This window comes from Actinoallomurus purpureus (assembly GCF_024055795.1).
In the GTDB taxonomy this organism is placed as follows: Bacteria; Actinomycetota; Actinomycetes; order Streptosporangiales; family Streptosporangiaceae; genus Actinoallomurus; species Actinoallomurus purpureus.
Genome location: NZ_JAMXMY010000023.1, coordinates 82,709 through 100,249, shown reverse-complemented (window position 1 = coordinate 100,249; position 17,541 = coordinate 82,709). Strand labels below are relative to the sequence as shown.

20 protein-coding genes, 1 pseudogene and 1 riboswitch are annotated in these 17,541 nt (G+C 67.1%); of the genes and pseudogenes, 12 read left to right on the top strand and 9 right to left on the bottom strand.

What is annotated here, in order from left to right:
* The first annotated feature begins 52 nt into the window (after positions 1–52).
* The 6 genes from NE236_RS34045 (at position 53) to NE236_RS34025 (ending at position 5,330) form a co-directional block, all read left to right on the top strand.
* Positions 53–2,011: a LamG domain-containing protein gene (locus NE236_RS34045; protein ID WP_252846343.1), complete on the top strand. Its 1,959-nt coding sequence runs from the start codon at positions 53–55 to the stop codon at positions 2,009–2,011.
* Positions 2,012–2,059: 48 nt separating this feature from the next.
* On the top strand, positions 2,060–2,569 hold the full coding sequence (locus NE236_RS34040; protein WP_252846342.1) for a hypothetical protein: 510 nt from the start codon (positions 2,060–2,062) through the stop codon (positions 2,567–2,569).
* A gap of 156 nt (positions 2,570–2,725) precedes the next feature.
* Complete coding sequence (locus NE236_RS34035; RefSeq protein ID WP_252846341.1) at positions 2,726–3,577, top strand: hypothetical protein; 852 nt, start codon at positions 2,726–2,728, stop codon at positions 3,575–3,577.
* 363 nt (positions 3,578–3,940) lie between these two features.
* Positions 3,941–4,537 (top strand): DUF1036 domain-containing protein, encoded by a 597-nt coding sequence (locus NE236_RS34030; RefSeq protein WP_252846340.1) that lies wholly within the window; start codon positions 3,941–3,943, stop codon positions 4,535–4,537.
* Between the two features lie 43 nt (positions 4,538–4,580).
* Positions 4,581–4,715, top strand: a complete 135-nt coding sequence (locus NE236_RS44015; protein WP_289851218.1) for a hypothetical protein — start codon at positions 4,581–4,583, stop codon at positions 4,713–4,715.
* A 252-nt stretch (positions 4,716–4,967) separates the two neighbouring features.
* Positions 4,968–5,330 (top strand): cyclic nucleotide-binding domain-containing protein, encoded by a 363-nt coding sequence (locus NE236_RS34025; RefSeq protein ID WP_252846339.1) that lies wholly within the window; start codon positions 4,968–4,970, stop codon positions 5,328–5,330.
* On the opposite strand, the pseudogene NE236_RS45330 reads toward NE236_RS34025, so the two are convergent.
* Positions 5,303–5,668, bottom strand: a pseudogene (locus NE236_RS45330) (transposase); the annotation flags it as partial. The gene NE236_RS34025 and the pseudogene NE236_RS45330 sit on opposite strands and share 28 nt — an antisense overlap.
* A gap of 229 nt (positions 5,669–5,897) precedes the next feature.
* Here NE236_RS45330 and NE236_RS34015 point away from each other — a divergent pair.
* The 3 genes from NE236_RS34015 (at position 5,898) to NE236_RS34005 (ending at position 7,544) form a co-directional block, all read left to right on the top strand.
* Positions 5,898–6,215 (top strand): hypothetical protein, encoded by a 318-nt coding sequence (locus tag NE236_RS34015; protein ID WP_252846338.1) that lies wholly within the window; start codon positions 5,898–5,900, stop codon positions 6,213–6,215.
* Between the two features lie 76 nt (positions 6,216–6,291).
* Positions 6,292–6,999, top strand: coding sequence for a hypothetical protein (locus tag NE236_RS34010; protein ID WP_252846337.1), 708 nt, complete (start codon positions 6,292–6,294; stop codon positions 6,997–6,999).
* A gap of 185 nt (positions 7,000–7,184) precedes the next feature.
* Entirely contained in the window at positions 7,185–7,544 is a 360-nt protein-coding gene (locus NE236_RS34005; protein WP_252846336.1) for a hypothetical protein, read from the top strand.
* 106 nt (positions 7,545–7,650) lie between these two features.
* Here NE236_RS34005 and NE236_RS34000 read toward each other — a convergent pair whose 3' ends face one another.
* From NE236_RS34000 to NE236_RS33970, 7 genes are all read right to left on the bottom strand, one after another.
* Positions 7,651–8,058, bottom strand: a complete 408-nt coding sequence (locus NE236_RS34000) for a hypothetical protein (RefSeq protein ID WP_252846335.1) — start codon at positions 8,056–8,058, stop codon at positions 7,651–7,653.
* Positions 8,059–8,595: 537 nt separating this feature from the next.
* A complete protein-coding gene (locus tag NE236_RS33995; RefSeq protein ID WP_252846334.1) occupies positions 8,596–9,276 on the bottom strand; it encodes a TenA family protein in 681 nt (226 codons plus the stop codon).
* 60 nt (positions 9,277–9,336) lie between these two features.
* Positions 9,337–9,435: riboswitch (TPP riboswitch) on the bottom strand.
* A 68-nt stretch (positions 9,436–9,503) separates the two neighbouring features.
* A complete protein-coding gene (locus tag NE236_RS33990; RefSeq protein ID WP_252846333.1) occupies positions 9,504–9,950 on the bottom strand; it encodes a PaaI family thioesterase in 447 nt (148 codons plus the stop codon).
* A gap of 145 nt (positions 9,951–10,095) precedes the next feature.
* Positions 10,096–10,536 carry an SMI1/KNR4 family protein gene (locus NE236_RS33985; RefSeq protein WP_252846332.1) on the bottom strand — a complete coding sequence of 147 codons (441 nt, stop codon included), beginning with the start codon at positions 10,534–10,536 and terminating at the stop codon, positions 10,096–10,098.
* Between the two features lie 39 nt (positions 10,537–10,575).
* Entirely contained in the window at positions 10,576–11,022 is a 447-nt protein-coding gene (locus tag NE236_RS33980; protein ID WP_252846331.1) for a GNAT family N-acetyltransferase, read from the bottom strand.
* A 499-nt stretch (positions 11,023–11,521) separates the two neighbouring features.
* Entirely contained in the window at positions 11,522–11,947 is a 426-nt protein-coding gene (locus NE236_RS33975) for a DUF4262 domain-containing protein (RefSeq protein ID WP_252846330.1), read from the bottom strand.
* A 335-nt stretch (positions 11,948–12,282) separates the two neighbouring features.
* Entirely contained in the window at positions 12,283–13,020 is a 738-nt protein-coding gene (locus tag NE236_RS33970; RefSeq protein ID WP_252846329.1) for a hypothetical protein, read from the bottom strand.
* 153 nt (positions 13,021–13,173) lie between these two features.
* Here NE236_RS33970 and NE236_RS33965 point away from each other — a divergent pair, with 153 nt between their 5' ends.
* From NE236_RS33965 to NE236_RS33955, 3 genes are all read left to right on the top strand, one after another.
* Positions 13,174–13,431 (top strand): hypothetical protein, encoded by a 258-nt coding sequence (locus NE236_RS33965; protein WP_252846328.1) that lies wholly within the window; start codon positions 13,174–13,176, stop codon positions 13,429–13,431.
* Positions 13,432–13,550: 119 nt separating this feature from the next.
* Positions 13,551–15,419, top strand: a complete 1,869-nt coding sequence (locus tag NE236_RS33960) for a rhamnogalacturonan lyase (protein ID WP_252846327.1) — start codon at positions 13,551–13,553, stop codon at positions 15,417–15,419.
* A gap of 13 nt (positions 15,420–15,432) precedes the next feature.
* Positions 15,433–16,455, top strand: a complete 1,023-nt coding sequence (locus tag NE236_RS33955) for a glycosyl hydrolase 53 family protein (protein WP_252846326.1) — start codon at positions 15,433–15,435, stop codon at positions 16,453–16,455.
* 63 nt (positions 16,456–16,518) lie between these two features.
* Here NE236_RS33955 and NE236_RS33950 read toward each other — a convergent pair whose 3' ends face one another.
* Complete coding sequence (locus NE236_RS33950) at positions 16,519–17,529, bottom strand: pectate lyase family protein (protein WP_252846325.1); 1,011 nt, start codon at positions 17,527–17,529, stop codon at positions 16,519–16,521.
* Positions 17,530–17,541 lie beyond the last annotated feature (12 nt).

Sequence of the window (17,541 nt, the reverse complement as noted above, 5' to 3'; positions counted from 1 at the left end):
GGTCGAGGTATCGGAACGGAGATCCGAGTCCAACGGCGTCTCCGAGCTGGGGATGACGAACCCGAAGGTCGGCTGCGGGTCGTTGACGGCACCGGTCGCCGTCGGCAATTCCAAGCCCTCACTGGTCGCGACCATCCTGGATACGACGAGCCCGCAGGTCGGCTTCGAAGTGTGGAGCGGGACGACCGGGGGAGACAAGGTCGCCGGTACGACCATTACGGGACCGAAGCCCGGTACCCAGGTTTCGATGGCCTTGCCGGACGCTGCGCTCGCCGACGGGCAGACCTTCCGCTGGCGGGTCACCCTGGCGAGGGCATACCACCGAACCATGAGCGGCTGGTGTTACTACAGCGTCGACAGGACCGCGCCGGAGTCGGCACCCAGCGTCACATCCGACCTGAAGCCTGTCGACTCGCAAGAATTCAATGACGCCATCGGGCGAACAGCGACCTTCACGTTCGCGCCGAACGGTGCCACCGGTGTCACCAAGTACCAATACGCGTGGGAGGACGCCACGGTGGCGGGAGCGGCGGGCGCGCCATCCGTGGCGGCCGGCGCCGACGGCACGGCGAGCGTGACACTCACGGTTCCCTACACTCAGGACTTCGTCTTCCGGCTGTATGTCGTCAGCTACGACAGCGCGAACAATCGCAGTGTCAACCCAGGGGTCTTCGAGTTCTACCTCCACTCGCCGATCGGTCCGCTGAGTCGTTGGAAGCTGGATGAGTCCGGTGGTGCGGCCCTGGCCGATTCGGTGGGCGGGAACACCGCGACGCTGGTCGGCGGCACCCCGGGAGTGGCCGGCCGGATTGATCGGGCGCTGCGGCTCACCGGCAACGGTGACCATGCGGCCACGGCATCACCCGTGGTGCATACGGACAAGAACTTCACGGTGTCCGTCTGGGCGCGGCTGACCGACGCGAGCCACTCCTCGACGGCGGTGAGCCAGGCGGGCAGCAGGTCCAGCGGCTTCCAGATCTCCTACTCGCCGTCGTACAAGACCTGGGTGTTCAACCGCCACTCCGCCGACGCCGACGGTGCGGTCGATGTGCCCGTGGTCGCGGACGCACCCGCCCAGCTCGACGTCTGGACGCATCTCGCCGGTGTCTACGACGCGTCGACCGGGCAGATGAGCTTCTACGTCAACGGTGCCCTGCAGTCCCGAAGAACATCGCTCACGACGCCGTGGGATGCCACCGGTCCCCTGCAGATCGGTCGGGCTAAAGCTGATGGCGTCTTCGGCGATCCCTTCGAAGGAGACCTCGACGACGTCCGCGTCTACGACCGCGTCGTGTACGGCACCGAGCCCGACGGAATCGAGGGGTCGACCGGTGGCATAGCGGATCTGGCGAATCGGCCGGTCGTCCAGGAGGGGCACTGGGCCGGAGATCTCGGTTCCGGGACGAACGTGGCCGACTCCAGCGGGCGAGGCCGCGACGCCACGCTCAGCTCCGCCACCGCCTGGACCACGAGCGGCCATGTCGGTGGTGCACTCAATCTGGACGACGCGAATCACGACCATGCCACGACGGGCGCCCCGGTCGTGCGTACGGACACCGCCTTCACGGTCACGGCGTGGGTGCGGCTCGCCAAGCTCCCCAGCGGGAACGCGACGGTGCTGGCCCAGGACGGTTCCCACCACAGTGCCTTCTATCTCGGCTACCGGGCGTTCGACGGCGTCGGCTACTGGGCGTTCACCATGTCGGCGGCCGACACCGATGACGCCGACCTGACCCACGCGCACAGCGTGAACCCGGTCGTGCTCGACGGACAGTGGCATCACCTCGCCGGCGTCTACGACCCGGCAGCGAAGAAGATCCGCCTGTATGTCGACGGCGTCTCAGAGGCGGAGACCCCGATCGCGGCGCCGTGGAATGCCGACGGCGGATTCCACATCGGGGCGGCGAAGGAGAAGGGCGCCGCTGCGGAATTCTGGCCTGGTGCGATCGATGACGTTCAGGCGTTCACGGGTGTCCTCACCGACAACGAGATCAACGATATGGCCTCCTGATGAAGATCCGGGTATGCCGCTGCGTGGACCCTGGGGCGCAATCTCGCCTTGGGCACCCCGGATCTTGCCCTGGGTGCCCCGGACGTCGACCTGGATACCCCGCCCGCCCAAGAGCCGGACGGCCTCTCCGCCCTCCAGAGCGTCCCCCTCTCGTTTCTCCTCCCCGACCCCGATCTCCTCCCGGACGACTCCGCCCGCCTGTTCCGGATCGACCCAGGATGGATCGACGCCCTCCGCGACGGAGTCACCGAGGGCATGGCCGCGGCGCCTCTGTCCCCCGCAGCCGGCGCCCAGACCGCCGCCGAGCGTCCGGAGGCGGGGGCGGCACTCCTGGTCCATTCCCATCTCGTTGAAGACGGGACAGAGTTCGATCTCACCGCAACTCGCGCGGGCATCCCGGTCACCGAGCTCAGCCGCCATCGACCAGCCCCCGACGTCCTGATCTGCCTGTTCGACGCCGTTCCCGACACACTGACGATCCGCGAGCCCGGCGAGGGAATCCACTTCGGACTCGACACGGCAGACAACCCAACGGGACTCACCAACCTGCGTCGCTGACCAACCGGTACTGAGCAGCAGGTCCGATTCACCAGTGATCCAGCCTGCCCAGGAACCAGCCGATCCCTGGAAGACGCCCGTTCCACGTGGGACCGGCTCCCGCCATGGGACGGCGCGAGCCGGGTGCATCCAGTCGTTTTCAGTGGTCACCAGCGTGTGCGCTCAGCCGTCGGGCCAGCCTGTGGAGCGGTCAAGTTGAGCCATGAGCTCACGGTTAGCGGCGCGGGCAGCGGAGAGGTCGTCGTCGCGTTCCTGGAACTTGAGCTGGAGGTCGGTCACCTGCTGTTCGAGGGTGGTGATGCGGGCCTTGAGCTGCTGGTCGGCGTCGTCCGGGCCGCCGATGCCGAACTCGCGCCAGACCTACTCGCCCAGCACTTCGCTCAGGCGTTTCTCCAGCCTGCGAACCCCGCATTCAAAGAGCAACACCACTGTTGCTGCCGGCGTGACCTCTTCAGCGGCCTGACGTGCGGGACAGAAGCTCATGAGCGAAGGAGACGGCTTCAACGTACTGGCGGGATAACAGCCGGCATGGTTCCGCAACTGGTACGGATCGGCGAGGAGTTCGGCATCGCCTGCTTCTCCGGCGGCGGGTTCGATGGCCTGGCCGGCAAGCACGACGCGGCCGTGCGAGCGGTGGAAGGGGGCCAGAAGAGCCTCATACTCCACCTCGGGGACCTTGACCCGAGCGGTGAGCACCTCTTCACGTCCCTGGCCGAGGACGTCATCGCGTTCGCGGCCGCCGCGGGCGCCGAGGTGAAGTTCGAGCGCGTCGCGGTCACCGCCGAGCAGGTCGTGACCTACAACTTGCCCACAGCTCCGCCCAAGACGACCGACCGGCGCTCGTTCTCCGGCGCCGCCACCACCCAGGCCGAGGCCCTACCCCCCGACATCCTGGCCGCGATCGTGCGCCAGGCCATCGAGGCCCACCGCGACCCCCAAATCCATCGGCAGGCGCTCATCCGTGAACAAGCCGAGCGCCGAGCGATCCGCGAGCGCCTGAACAGGTGACGGGGCTGATGAGGGGTGTGGCTCAGGTAAGGACAAAAGCCGCCAGGTAGTTGATCTTGAAGTCGTCAGCTCTCCGGTTCCGGGGTCGAGGAGTCCAGGAACAGTCAGTAACGGCGAGAATGATCAATGGTGCTGACCTGCGTGGATGTCCCAGAGGCAGGCGGCTCTTACCCGGCCCGAGACCTCTAAGGCCCCGCGTCCGGCTGTCGAGAGTGCGTCGTCCGGGGTTTACCGACGTTGAATCTCGACATGGGTTCTCGACAGGACTGACCCGGGCAAAGTCAGGAGGAATGACGGCGTCGTTTCGAGCGTATCCGCCGCAAGCCCGGACTCGGCTGCGGCACGGCCTGAAGGAGTGAGTACATGACCGCGACCGACAATGACCTGCCGCAGCTGCCGACGACCCCGCTAGTGAACTTCGGGACGGTGGAGGACCCCAAGGCCGTCGAGGAGGTGGAGGCGGCTCAGGGCATGGCACCGCCTGCGGCGTCGGCCGAGACCGGGCCGGGTCTGCTGACACAGCCGCCGTTCCCTGACGTGGATTTGGAGGAGGGGCCGCTGCCGTGGGAGATCGGCCAGGTCGCCGGGGCCACCAATGACGCCGAGGTGCTCGGGCGCCAGGTGCGGCTCCGTAACCGGACCTCTAGCGACGTGTGGGCGGTGTCCAAATACCTCGCGGGCGGCTGTGCAAGCTCCAACGGCTGGATATCGCGGGGCTGGATCCGCATCTCGCCGGGCGGCGAAGCCGTGATCGCGGACACCGACAACCGTGTCGTCTACTGGTACGCCTACAACGCCTCGGGCACCTGGGCTGGTAGCGATACGACGATCTTCGTCACCAGCGAGGCGTTCCGCCGGTGCGCGCGCGACCGAGTACCGGGCGACCGGGCGGTGGGCGGCCGGAAGATCGAGATTCCGCTGTTTGTCAACTACCACTACGTGGAACTGAGGAACTCCTGACCGCTGCGTGACGGCCGGGCACGGTGAGAGGGCTAGGACCCGGGTGAGGACAAAGGCCCGGATCATGTCGGCCGCGGCGCGCCACCCCGAGTCCGACACGGCACGGGACGAGTTCGACCGGCGCGCGCAGTCGGCCGCCGATCAGAACGCCGAGGACGCTGACGACGACGATCGGTGAAGCGCCACGGTGCGCGGAGCCGCGAGGGTAAGCGGGCAAGGGAAGTTTCCATATGGATACTCTCGCGCGGCGCTGACGGCCCACACTGAACCATCTGTGGGCTCGGAGTTTGCGGCCGATGATCAACGGGGCAGGCTTCGGGGGGTGATGTCAGTGCTGGAACGACAGGAACGGCGGAGTCAATGAGCGAGCAGGTCGGCGACGGCAAGGTGCGGTTCAGCACTCCCCCGCGAGCTGGGTGAGCTTCCACTGTTGCGCGGCTTTGATGACGGAGCGGCACTCGAAGCACTCGCGGATGGCTTCGTGCAGCGCGAATACGCCGCAGGCGACACGTTGGTCAAGGCGGGAGCTCCCGCCGACCACATCTTCCTGATCGCTCGCGGGAAGCTCACCAAGTACAGCGGCGAGAGGATGCTCGGCAACCTGACAGACGGCGACTATTTCGGCGAACAGGTGCCGCTCGAACCCGACGGAACCTGGTCCTTCACCGTGAGAGCCGTATCCAACACCACCGTCCTGGCACTGCCGCTGCGGACATTTCAAGAGATCGCCGAACGATCTGAGTCGCTGAGATCTCACATCGCGGCCTACTCCGCCCGCCAGAAACGGCGGTAACCGCATCCCCCAACCGTCACCACCCTCGACCCGGACCTGGCCGCGGCGCTGACCCCGCGGCACCTGGACGTCACCGACAACCGGCCCCGCTGGATCACCCGCTCCGCCGCCGCCGACATGCACCTCCCTGACGCACCGGTGCCCGCGCTTCCAGGCCGATGGCCAGTTGGCATCACCGAGACGTCCCAGGTGATCAAGCCTTCAGCGTCAGCTCGTGCCTGCAGGTCGGTCACGATCCGCGCCCATGTCCCATCTCGCTGCCAGCGGCGGAACAACCCATACACCGTCTGCCACGACCCGTGCCGCCCGGGTAGGTCCCGCCATGGCACACCCGTCCGGACCCGAAAGCGATGTCCTTACCTGGGCCACACCCCAGGTGACTCCGCCCGAATCTTCCGCCGAGCTCCGTGCACCACACCTGTTGCACCCGCTATCGTCGTCCCGACCGCTTCTGAGCTGCGTGAAGTCGAACCGCACGCTCGCGGCGCCCCGGAGAAACGTTGCGGACTTGTTTCCTTCTGGCATGCTTGTCCACATGATCGAGAGAATCGAGTCCACCGCTCGCCGGTGAGCGAGAAGACCGAGCGTGGACCGCTCGGAGACCAGCTGAGCCTGTACGACCATGCTTTACGGCTCCATCGACTGAATCCCGACGCGTCACTACCTCGCGACGGCGAACCGTATCCCGACGACGAACAGCACCGACGAAGGCCGCATTTCTCGGATGACCAGCGTCGGCGGGGCATGGAGGCCGCGGCCCTCCTGGATGCTCATTTCGCACGGAGCGAGGCCCATCCCGGCGAACTGACCTGGGCCTTCCACGATGTGGATGTTCCGATCCACCGTAATGAGCACATCGCCGCGGCGGCGCTCCCTCGACCGTGAGAGGGTCCGGGAGACGGGGCGATGGCTGGTCCGCTACAGTCCCGATCGCTGCTCAGCCCTGATCGGACTGGCGCTGTTGACCGCCGACTGGGCGGACGACGATATCGAGCTTATCCGGATCATCGGCCTGCTCTCCGGTAACTTCGCTCCGCTCGCCGCCGATGCTCTGAAACGTCGTCTGGGTGGGACGAGTGCCCTGCTCTGGCTCGCGCAACGAGTAGCGGGCTGGGGACGCGTCTACCTCGTCGAGGCACTCTGCGCGGCGGGAAGCAGTGGAGCCCGGTCCTGGCTGTTGCGGCAGGCGTGCGACGGTGACTACCTCAATGGCTACTTCGCAGGGAAGATTGCGACGGCGGCCCATCTCCACGAAGCGATCATCGCTCCCGACGCGGACGACGAGCTGATCGATCACACCGGTCGCCTGCTGAGGATCATGGCTGATTGCAGCGGGATGGGGATGACCTGGGAGGGCTACCCTCCGGTCCGTATCGTTCTGGAGGCCTATGTCGGTCACCTCGCCGGCCAGGCACCAAATCTGAAGCGCTATCTCGATGCCGCCCGCATCGCCGACCACCTCGCCCAGGCATCTCCTGACCGGCTCAGTATGACTCCAGACCACCGAGAATGCCTGGTCGACCGATACCTCGCCGTACTGCGACGCGCCGAATGGAGCGAAGCGGCGCAGGCCGGGTTCGATCCCGACAATGATTTCTTCGCCTGGTTCACTCAAACCGTAGGAAAGCGGCTGGGTCTGCCCGTCTTCATCGAATCCGTCGCAGAGTAGTGATCGAATAAAAATAACCGCATACGCCGTTGGCTGGTTATCGAACATCGATGTTAGGGGCTGTGGTGGGAGTGGTTCGCTGGTCCGACTATCCTGGGCCAGATCATTATGACGCATCTCTTGTCGAGACTGCGCTTCACTCGATTGAAAGAGTGGGAGTCGGTATCGGCGACAGCGGGGGTTTCGTGCGCAGCGTGGTCGGTAATGACCACCAGGGAACTCTCTACCCCGCTGCTGTTGCCGCGACGGAGCGTCTACTGGGCATCGTTGTGGAGAAAGAAGGGCCGCCACGTCTGGCGGCCGTATGGGTCCTGTTGGACTGGTGGGGGACGTTTCAGCCGGAGCCAGCCTTTGAGGTATTCGTCGCACCTGATGGCGCGACGGTAGAACTCATTCCCCAGCTGATCGACAAAGTGCTGGCGAAGAAGGATGCTCTGGAGTCGATCGCTGCAAGCGATCCCCACTCAAGGAAGGTGATCTGCTTTCTTCTGCGATGCGCCGATAGCGGATGGGTGGTGCCTGATTTGGGTGAGGTCCTTGGATAGAACATCGTAGATCTTCAGGCACTGAGGGTTTTCCACTACGCGCTGGCAATCGGCGGCCAAGAGCACGGCGGCACGATCAATTCCTATGACGACCTGGCGGCTTCCGTCAATGGCAACTCTTAAACGTCCAGAATGCTTTTCCGGTGTCCACGGCAAGGATCGCCTTCCCGTACAGGTGTGAGCCGACGACGAGGGCCGCACCTCGGAACTTCGAGGTTTTGGAGTGCCACAGGCGTCGCCCGCCAGAATACTGGTAGAACCCCACATCGCCGTTCTTTGCGACCTGCACGAACGCGGACGGGCCCGCGATGTGGCCCTTGGTCTGCCATGACCAGCAGATCTTGCGCTTGTAGTACAGGTTGATGTTGTAGTACTTCCCGACGCAGAACTTGGCTTCTTTTGACGTGCCGGCGCGATCGACGATGCAGTGTCCCGCCGTGAGCTTCTTTCCGTTGGCCAGGCGGTTGCTCGCTGCGCTGGCCGGACCGGCCTCGATCAGGGTTAACGAGGCCATGATTGTGCAGATTGCTGCGATGCGAGCCGTCCGGGAGCCAATCCTGGGGATACGTGCCATAGCGCCAGCCTTCTCAAGAGAGGATGAATGGACCTCGTTGAGATCGCTACAGCGCCAATGGCGGGTCACTGGGCGCGCGCGGTACTAGTGCATGCCCGTATCGGCTCGTCGGCGTCGAGCGACGTGTTGCCCCGATTGGTGAGAAGATATCTCGTCTAGTGGGATTGCGGCACGTCACGGATACTGCCACGCGTTGTGGATCTTGTCAATCATGATGAGATGTCAGGCTATGCATGCTTCGTGTGGCTGTGGGCGTCTGCGATGGGATCCGCCCCGAGGTGGTCTGGTGCACCGTATTTAAAGAGTCTTTATCGCGTGTTGTTCGCGAGTGGCTTCTTTAACTCATACGGCGTGTCTTGCTTGGTCAGATGGCGGAGGGTGGCCGGTGCTGGGTGGCGGCGAAGAGATGGACGTGGATCCGGCCGGGGTCGTCCAGGATCAGCGCGCCGACGCAGCGCAGTGGTTCGGCGTCCACGCTCATGCGAGCCACGCGGCGGTGGGCCAGGTCTCGCGGCGCCACGCGCTGTCCCAGAACATCCACTCGTACTCCGTGGCCCGGTAGAACGCTTTGGCCATGGCCTCGCGGGTGGCTACGTCGGTGGTGGCGGCGAGCCGGTCGGTGATCTCCTTGGCCCGTGCGGTCGACGCTGTGAAGGCTGGGTCGGAGTAGGTCGCGATCCAGGCGCGGTACGGATGGTCTTCGACGCCTGCCGTGTTCTTGAGAAGGGTCGTGCCGACGTCCTGATAGACCCAGAAGCAGGGCAGCACCGCCGCCGCGAGCACCGGATACGGGTCGGCCAGGGCCGTCGCCTGCAGGAAGGACGAGTAGCCGAGGCAGGTGGGGGAGGTGTCGATGCCCGCCAGGTCGTCGGCGGTCAGGCCGAACTCCTCGATGTAGCCGGCGTGCAGCGTGCGCTCCGCGGCCAGCGCGGCGTGCGCGCTCTCGGCGAAGAAGACGGCGTCGTCGGTGTCGGTGGCCCGTGCGGACGCGACCGCGAGTGCCCTCGAGAAGGCCTCCAGGTAGCGGGCGTCCTGCACGATGTAGAAGGCGAACCGCTCACGGTCCAGCGTGCCGTCGCTGAGCGCGGTGTTGAACGGGTGCTCGTGGATCGCGCGGACCAGCTGTGCCGAGCGCTTCCACACGTCGTCGCAGAACATCAGAGCCTCTCAGTGGTCACCGGACGGCCAGGCGCGGACGGGCGACGACATCAGGAGAGAGCCGGTCATCGGTGACGTCCCTTCGCTAGTCCGAACTAGATCAGGTTCTACGGGTCTGTTCTCAGCCCGGAAGGCTCCCGGGCACCCCGCGTCACCGCCGACCGTAACAACAACCGTCGGTCCTGACCACCCACCGTGGCCCCATGCGCCGACCCGGCGCGGATCGCCTACGCCGACGAACGTACGGTCTGGATTCGTGCGGTCGCGGTCGCCGTGGCGACCGGTCTGCCGTCAGGGCCGAGGAGCTCGCCGGCGAGGAAGCACACCTCCTTGCCGCGCTGCACGATTCGTCCCCGCCCGACCAACCGTCCGGGACGGGCAGGGCGCAGGAACTGGACATGGAGGTCCAGCGTCGGCGCGAACTGGTCCTGCGGCAACGTCGCGACCAGCGCCGGCCCCATGGTGTCGTCGAGCATCGCGGCCAAGAACCCGCCCTGAACGACACCGACAGGGTTCGCGAACTGACGAGTCGCCTGAAACGCCACCTCGATGGTCCCGTGCTCGGGATCGATCTCGATGAGCTCCCAGCCCAGAAGCGCCGCCGAAGGCGGCGGTGGGACGCGCCCCGCCAGCATGTCCCAGAACGGCCCGCGTCTGTTCGTGTCCAGTTCCATGAGCCACATTCAACAGTGCTTCACCGACAGCCACAGGCGAGCGGTGTTCCTCGCCCGCATGGCCGGCAGACCTGTTGCCCGTGCCGTCGGCCGACTGGGGCGCTCGCCCGTCGATCAGCCGCCGATCACGCCAGGCAGCAACTGATCACCGGTCACTTGTACCAGTCGGCGCGCCTGCCCGGCGTTCCAGGTAGTCCCGGAGCGATCCGGCGACCCACTTGCGTTCGTCCGTTTCGTGATCCCACACGAACACATCGTCCGGCCGTCCCGCCGGGACCCGGACGTACGCGAACTGGTCCCCGCCGCCGTTGTCCCCGATGAACATCAGTTGGTCGAACGACATGTAGAGCCGGGCGAAGTCGGTGCTCTGCCGGAACTCCGTGTTCTGCTCGATGATCTCCTGTACCGACCACACCAGCCCGGAGCCGTCATCGGTCTGCACACCGTCGGTCTCCCGGAGCAGCCGTCGTAGTTCGTCCGGCACCGTCTGGCCGAGCCGTAGCTCGATCCGGTCGATGTCCTCCTCGGGCACGGGTGCGGCGAACTCCGCGTCGCCGTACAGCCGCTCGATCAGATCCCTCCACATGGCCGGTCCTCTCGCGCTCGCGGGAACGACGATCATGCCCTACTTCGACAGGTCGATCCGGTACTGGATGAAACCGTGGTTCTCGGCCACCTGGTCGTAGAGGCGTCGCGCCGCGCTGTTCGACTCGCGGGTGTGCCAGTACACCCGTCCGCAGCCCTGGGCCCTGGCCCAGGCGGTCACCGCGGTGATCAGCGTCCGGCCCACGCCCTTGCCGCGTACGTCTGGGGCGGTGAACAGGTCCTGGAGATAGCAGACGTCGGTGTCGGGCGCCGAGGTGCTGGCGTGAACGAGGAAGTGCACGATGCCGACGAGCCGGCCGTCGAGCGTCGCGCCGAGGGCGTGCAGGCGCGTGTCCGCGAGGAACTCGCCCCACGCCCGCTCGTACATCTCCGGCGGTTCCACGCGCTCGTAGAAGTCGATGTACCCGCGGAACAGCTCCTCCCAGGCGCTTCTGTCGGAGGGGACGAGCTTACGGACGCTGATCATTTGTCTCCCGCAGAACGTACGGCCGGCCGGCCGGGACCGGCAGCCGGTGACAGGCTCAGGAACGAGAGCGTACGGACCGGCGACCGCCCGCGACACGGCCACTTCCTGCGGAAAGGCGAAGACCAGTGACGGCGGGAACCGTCACCGCAGCAGCCGTCTCCGCGCCCCTACGGCGATCGATCCGCGAGCGCGAGTGAGGGTGGCCGCATGCCCGAGACGGGGTCACGGCAATGCGGCCGACCTCACGTGGATCGCCGGAGACAGGTCGGCCGGCCGCCTCGGGGCGGTGACGCGGTCAGGCGACCGAACCCCGGGGACGGAGCGGACCGGAGTGTCGATGCGGCGATTCGGAGTGATCCGGGCGACACCCACCCGGATGGCCGCACCGGCGTGCGCGATGCTCGGCAAAGGAGTGTTCCGGCCGGAGGCCTGAGGCGTTCGTCGCCTCCGAGACCGTCTTTGCCGAGCATTCGGTCCAGCGGACAGGGCAGGGGGCGGCCTACAGGTCCTGGGTCCACACGCCTGGCGGGTGATCGGCCGGGGCCAGCCACAGCTGCGGCTGTAGATCTCGATGATGCTCGGGATACCGCGGATCCCAGGGGAAGGAGCCGTCCGAGCCGGGCCACACGACCTGCAGGTACGGCAGGGGCGGCCGCCGGTAGAAGGCGAGGGCCGTCCCGAAGAAGACGCGGTACCACCCGTAGTCGACCGCCTTCAGGACGACGGGGTAGCCCTCGATCACGTCCTGGCATTCCTGGCCGGCCTCGGCGTGCGCACCGGCCGCGATCTGGCCGCCGAGCGCGTTGAGACACGTCTTCATGTTGCCGACGTCGAGCCCGAACATCGCCAGTTCGGGTGACCGGTGGGTGTGCCACAGGCCAACGGTGAACGCCCAGCCCGGCCCCTTGTCGTCGCCCGCGATCATGAGAACGCCCCAGCCATGCCGCTGGACGTTCGCGATGAGGTTCCGGGTCGACAGCGTCGAGCCGGTCGCGGTCCCCGTAGTCGTGGCAGATGACGCAGTGGCATACGGGCTGCGCGGCGGACATGACGCAGAACGGTACGGCACACGGGGAGCGCCGCTCCATCGGGCACCAATGCTCCGACAAACCGATTGACCGTACGAATCGCGGAAATCCACGCTGCTCGACATCCTCGCCGGACAGGTCTTCACGTTCACCATCAACCAGTTCTCCGCGCTGTCCGGCCTGGCCATCGACCTGCTCGTGGCCTGGATCATCGCCGGGGAGACGCGCAGGATCAGGTCCGGCCCGGTCCCGGAGGACCTCCCAACTGATCGAGGATCTCCCGTGCGTGCCTGAACTCGGCGGCGACCTTCTGAGCGCTCGCGGCGGACACCGCCTCCAGCAGACACCGCACGACCGGCCCTTCGATCCAGCGGTCCAGCGCCGCGTACCACTCATCGGCGGACGCGGAATGACAGGTGAAGTCCCGGACGAGCCATGCCAGGTGACGCGTCGCCGCCTCGTCCCGGCGCGTCTCCCAGTGAGCGAGGTACGGTCCAACGGGAACATCCAGCACGCCGACGACCTCGAGCATCTCCATCACGTCCAGTCGGCGCGGGTACTCGCCCAGGGTCGTCCGCCACCAGGCGCCGAGGAACGCGCGGATGGCGGAGCGTTCGTCATCAGGCCAGTTGTGCCAGGCCGCGCCGATCTTGTTCATGAACGGCCATACCGTCGTGGTGTCCTCGACCTCCTCGTGCGCGAAGAGCTCCAGCACGCGGGGCAGGAAATGTTTGAGCTCCGCCATGTCTCCCCAGGTCGAGACTGTGCGCGTCACGAAGGGTTGAAGTTCGGCTGCGGTTAGCAGCCGCATCGGCCTTGTCCGCGTCGCCGCGACCTCGTCGGCGGTCACGCAGTGGTCGCAGTAGTCCGTCGTTGCGGGCAGCGGGCAGCGGGCAGCGGGCAGCGGGTAGCGGGCGAAGGCCGCGTACAGCCGGCCGCAGGCACCGTCCAGCTCCACGGATCCGCTCACGCCGGACAACGGTACGAGCCGGTGAAGCGCGCGTACACCGTCTTTCCGGTCCGCCCGGGCCCGTTGTAGCGGGACCCGGCTCCGTTGACTTTGGGAAAAGCGCCGTTCCATCGGCTCTGGAAAGGGCCACAAGTCCAAAGTCAACGGAGTGGGGTGAGCCGGCGGGTCATCGAAGGTGCGGGCAACCGCGAATCGGCCCGCCCGCCCTATCGGCCCAGCCGCCCATCGGCGGGCGGCGCCCCCCTTGTACCGGCGGCCGTGCAGGGCGGAGCAGGGGGCGTGCGGGAGCTGCCCGGCGGTCTCGGTGACCTGCCCCGGCTGGAGAAGCTCGATCTGCGCTGGACCAAGCTCGACCGGATCCCCGGCTGGGTCGAGCGGCTGCGTGGCCGCGGCTGCGTCGTCCTGCTGTAGCGCCGGGCCTCGTGAAAGGGCGATGAAAGCGCCTTGGCCGGTCCCGCCGGGCGGATTAGCCTTCGGCGACCGCACGGGAAAACGCTTTCCGTGCTGTTCGTACAACGAAGGAGGCGCCGATGGGACGCCCAAGAACCAACCCACGGCGGACCGGAGCGGTCGCGATCGCGCTCGCCGCCGGGACGGTGATCGCCGGTGGCGCGCAGTTGCCCCGGCACGACGCGGTGGCGGCGACCGCCCGCCAGGTGGAAAAGCTCAACCGCGGCCTGGTCAGCGTCCGATCCGGCAGCGGCAACTTCGTCAGCTGGCGGCTGCTCGGCACCGACCCGTCGGGCGTGGCGTTCAACCTCTACCGAGGCTCGACCAAGGTGAACTCCAGCCCGGTCACGAACTCGACGAACTACTACGACGGCGGCGCGGCGGCCGGGGCCGCCTACACGGTGCGCCCCGTGGTCAACGGTGCCGAGCAGGCGGCGTCGGAGTCGGCGCTGCAGTTCGCCAACGGATACCTCGACGTGCCGATCAACCCACCCGCCGGGGGCACGACGCCCGACGGCGTCGCCTACACCTACAGCGCCAACGACGCGAGCGTCGGCGACCTCGACGGGGACGGGCAGTACGAGATCGTCCTGAAGTGGGACCCTTCCAACTCCAAGGACAACTCCCAGTCCGGCTACACCGGTGACGTCTACGTGGACGCGTACCGGCTGAACGGCACCCGCCTGTGGCGGATCGACCTCGGGCGCAACATCCGGGCGGGCGCGCACTACACGCAGTTCCAGGTGTACGACTACGACGGCGACGGCAAGGCCGAGGTCGCCATGAAGACCGCCGACGGCACGAAGGACGGCACCGGCACGGTCATCGGCAGTTCCTCCGCCGACTACCGCAACTCCAGCGGGTACGTCCTGTCCGGCCCGGAGTACCTGACGATGTTCAACGGGCAGACCGGCGCGGCGATGCAGACCGTCGACTACGTTCCCGCGCGCGGCACCGTCTCGAGCTGGGGCGACAGTTACGGCAACCGGGTCGACCGGTTCCTGGCCGGCACCGCGTACGTCGACGGGCAGCGGCCCAGCCTGATCGAGGCGCGCGGCTACTACACCCGTACGGTGATCAGCGCGTGGGACTGGCGGAACGGCGCGTTCACCCGCCGCTGGACCTTCGACACCAACAGCTCGACGAACTCCGGCAAGGGCTACGACGGCCAGGGGAACCACCAGCTGTCGGTGGCCGACGTGGACGGCGACGGCAAGGACGAGATCGTCTACGGCGCGATGTGCGTCGACGACAACGGCGCCGGGCTGTGGACCACCAAGAACGGCCACGGCGACGCGATGCACGTCGGCGACCTGGACCCGAGCCGTCCGGGCCTGGAGGAGTTCAAGGTCGACGAGGACTCTTCCAAGCCGAGCTCCTGGTTCGCCGACGCCCGTACGGGCCAGATCCTCTGGCAGACCTCGCCGAACGGCGACAACGGGCGCGGCGTCTCCGGCGACATCTGGGCGGGCAGCCCCGGCGCGGAGTCCTGGTCGGCGGCGGCCGACGGCCTGCGCAACACCCAGGGCACGGTGATCGGCCGCAAGCCGTCCTCGACGAACTTCCTCGTCTGGTGGGACGCCGACCCCGTACGGGAACTGCTGGACGGGACGCACATCGACAAGTACGGGACCAGCTCCGACACGCGGCTGCTCACCGGCTCCGGAGTGGCGTCCAACAACAGTACGAAGTCCACGCCGGCGCTGTCCGGCGACATCCTGGGCGACTGGCGTGAGGAGGTCGTCTGGCGGACCTCCGACAGCACGGCGCTGCGGATCTACACGACGACCGCGGTCACCGACCGGCGCATCGTGACGCTGATGCACGACACGCAGTACCGCACCGCCATCGCGTGGCAGAACACGGCCTACAACCAGCCGCCGCACCCGAGCTTCTTCATCGGTGACGGGATGGCCCAGCCCGCCCTGCCGAACATCTACGTCCGCTGAGCGAGGTGGCACGGTGAATCGCATCGACAGAAGGACGCTTCTCAAGGCGGCCGGCGCGGGCGCGGGCGCGCTCGCCTCGTCCGCGCTGCTGCCGGCCGGGCCCGCGTCGGCGGCGACGTTCGTCAAGGGAGCCGATGTCAGCTGGCTGCCGCAGATGGAGGCGAAGGGCTACACGTTCTACGACGCCGGCGGGGTCCAGCGGGACCTGCTCACCATTCTCAAAGGCTACGGAATCAACGCGATCAGGCTGCGGACCTGGGTCAACCCTTCGAGCGACCCGAGCAACGGCCACTGCTCGATCGAGGAGACCGCCGCCATGGCCACGCGGTGCAAGAGCGCCGGGCTGCCGGTCGACATCGACTTCCACTTCGGCGACACGTGGAACTCCGCAGGGGTGCAGAACCCGCCCGCCGCCTGGGCGGGGATGTCCTACAGCCAGATGCTCGAGGCGATGTACAACTACGTCTATCACTCGATGAACGTCATCAAGGCGGGCGGCGTGACGCCCGGCTGGGTGCAGATCGGCAACGAGACCAACGGCGGCATCTGCCATCCGGTCGGCAGTCTCAGCAGGCCCGCGCAGATGACCGGGCTGCTGGGCGCCGCCTACGACATGGTGAAAGAGGTCTTCCCGAGCACCCCGGTCCTGGTCCACCTGGCCCAGCCGCAGAACCTCGACGGCATCTACGGCTTCCTCGATGCCTATCGCGGCAATGGCGGCAGATGGGACATCACGGGTCTGTCCTCGTACGCCAGTGGGACGAACATCCCCCCGATCCTGTCGAACATGGCCGCGATCCAGTCGAGGTACGGCAAGCCGGTGATGCAGGTGGAGTTCGGCGGGCGGTACGACCGCGCGGACCGGACCCGCGCCGACCTGCAGGCCTTCATCACCGGGCTGAAGGGCTTCGGCGGACTCGGCCTCTTCTACTGGGAGCCGGAGGTGTACTCCCCGTTCAACTCGTACGCGATGGGGGCGTGGGACCCCGCGACCCGGCGTCCGACGACGGCCCTGAACGGTTTCCTGAACGCCTGACCAGGCGAAGACGACGGCCGTGGCGGGGTTCGCCCGCCACGGCCGTCTGGTCGCCCCCGGTTCCTATGAGACCTTGCCGACGCCCGCGCCCGCGGTGACGGTCGACTTCACCGACGAGGCGGATTCGGCGGAGTAGGAGTAGGGGATGCTCGCGACGCTGGAGGCGTTGCGGGTGGCGACGCTGCCCGAGCTCACGAGGTAGTTGCCGTCCGCCTTCAGGTTGCCGTCCGGCGAGTCACCGGTCTGGGTGACGGTCGGGTGCGAGACGTTGTCGAAGTAGTTCTTCTCGACGAACACGCCCGCGTTGCAGGTGGAGGCGACCCCGTAGCTGGTGACGGCGCCGTAGTAGTTGTTGAAGACGTGTACCGGGTTGCCGAAGCGGACCCGCGGGTGCCGCTGGGTCGTGCCGTCGAACCAGTTGTGCACGTAGGTCACCCGCAGGTGGCCGATGTCCTCGGATCCGTTGCCGTCGTCGTGGCCGAGGAGCGCCGTCTTGTCGTGGTTGTGGAAGTGGTTCCACGACACGGTGACGTAGTCGGAGGCACGCTTGATGTCGATGAGCCCGTCATAGGCGCTCGACAGGTCGTTGTGGTCGAGCCACACGTTCGTCGAGTACTGCACGTTGATCGCGTCGTCGGCCGAGCCGGTGAACGTGAGGTTCCGGATGACCACGTTCTTCGCGGAGGCGACGTTCAGCCCGTAGCCGGTGATCTTCCCGGCGGTGCCCACTCCGGTGATCGTCTTGTTGGAGGCGACCTTCGTCATCGACGACAGGGAGATCGTCCCGTTGACCCGGATGATGTACGAGCCGCTGCGCGACGCGTAGTCGGTGAGCTGCGACGCGGTGGTCACGGTGACGGTCGTGCCGCCCGTGCCGCCGGTCGTGCCGCCGTTCAGGCTCGCGAAGCCGACGGGGCTGGACTCGTACGCCGCGGCGGCCGCCGTGCCGGTCGTGGCGGTCGCGCCCGTGCCGGTCAGCGCCCCGGTGCCCAGCGCGAGACCGATGGCCGCGACCACGCTCCAGGTGCGCAGCGGAAGCCGCAGGCTCTGAGCCGTGCCTTGTCTGTTCCCCACGATGTCCCTCCT

Bases quoted from the DNA above. Each gene is read 5' to 3' on its own strand.
- NE236_RS33975 (WP_252846330.1), bottom strand. From the start codon at position 11,947: ATGATCGCGGGCGACGACAAGGGGCCGGGCTGGGCGTTCACCGTTGGC.
- NE236_RS34000 (WP_252846335.1), bottom strand. From the start codon at position 8,058: ATGGCCTCGTTAACCCTGATCGAGGCCGGTCCGGCCAGCGCAGCGAGC.
- NE236_RS33960 (WP_252846327.1), top strand. From the start codon at position 13,551: ATGGGACGCCCAAGAACCAACCCACGGCGGACCGGAGCGGTCGCGATC.
- NE236_RS33985 (WP_252846332.1), bottom strand. From the start codon at position 10,536: ATGTGGAGGGATCTGATCGAGCGGCTGTACGGCGACGCGGAGTTCGCC.
- NE236_RS33990 (WP_252846333.1), bottom strand. From the start codon at position 9,950: ATGGAACTGGACACGAACAGACGCGGGCCGTTCTGGGACATGCTGGCG.
- NE236_RS33980 (WP_252846331.1), bottom strand. From the start codon at position 11,022: ATGATCAGCGTCCGTAAGCTCGTCCCCTCCGACAGAAGCGCCTGGGAG.
- NE236_RS34030 (WP_252846340.1), top strand. From the start codon at position 3,941: ATGACCGCGACCGACAATGACCTGCCGCAGCTGCCGACGACCCCGCTA.
- NE236_RS33995 (WP_252846334.1), bottom strand. From the start codon at position 9,276: ATGTTCTGCGACGACGTGTGGAAGCGCTCGGCACAGCTGGTCCGCGCG.
- NE236_RS34045 (WP_252846343.1), top strand. From the start codon at position 53: ATGACGAACCCGAAGGTCGGCTGCGGGTCGTTGACGGCACCGGTCGCC.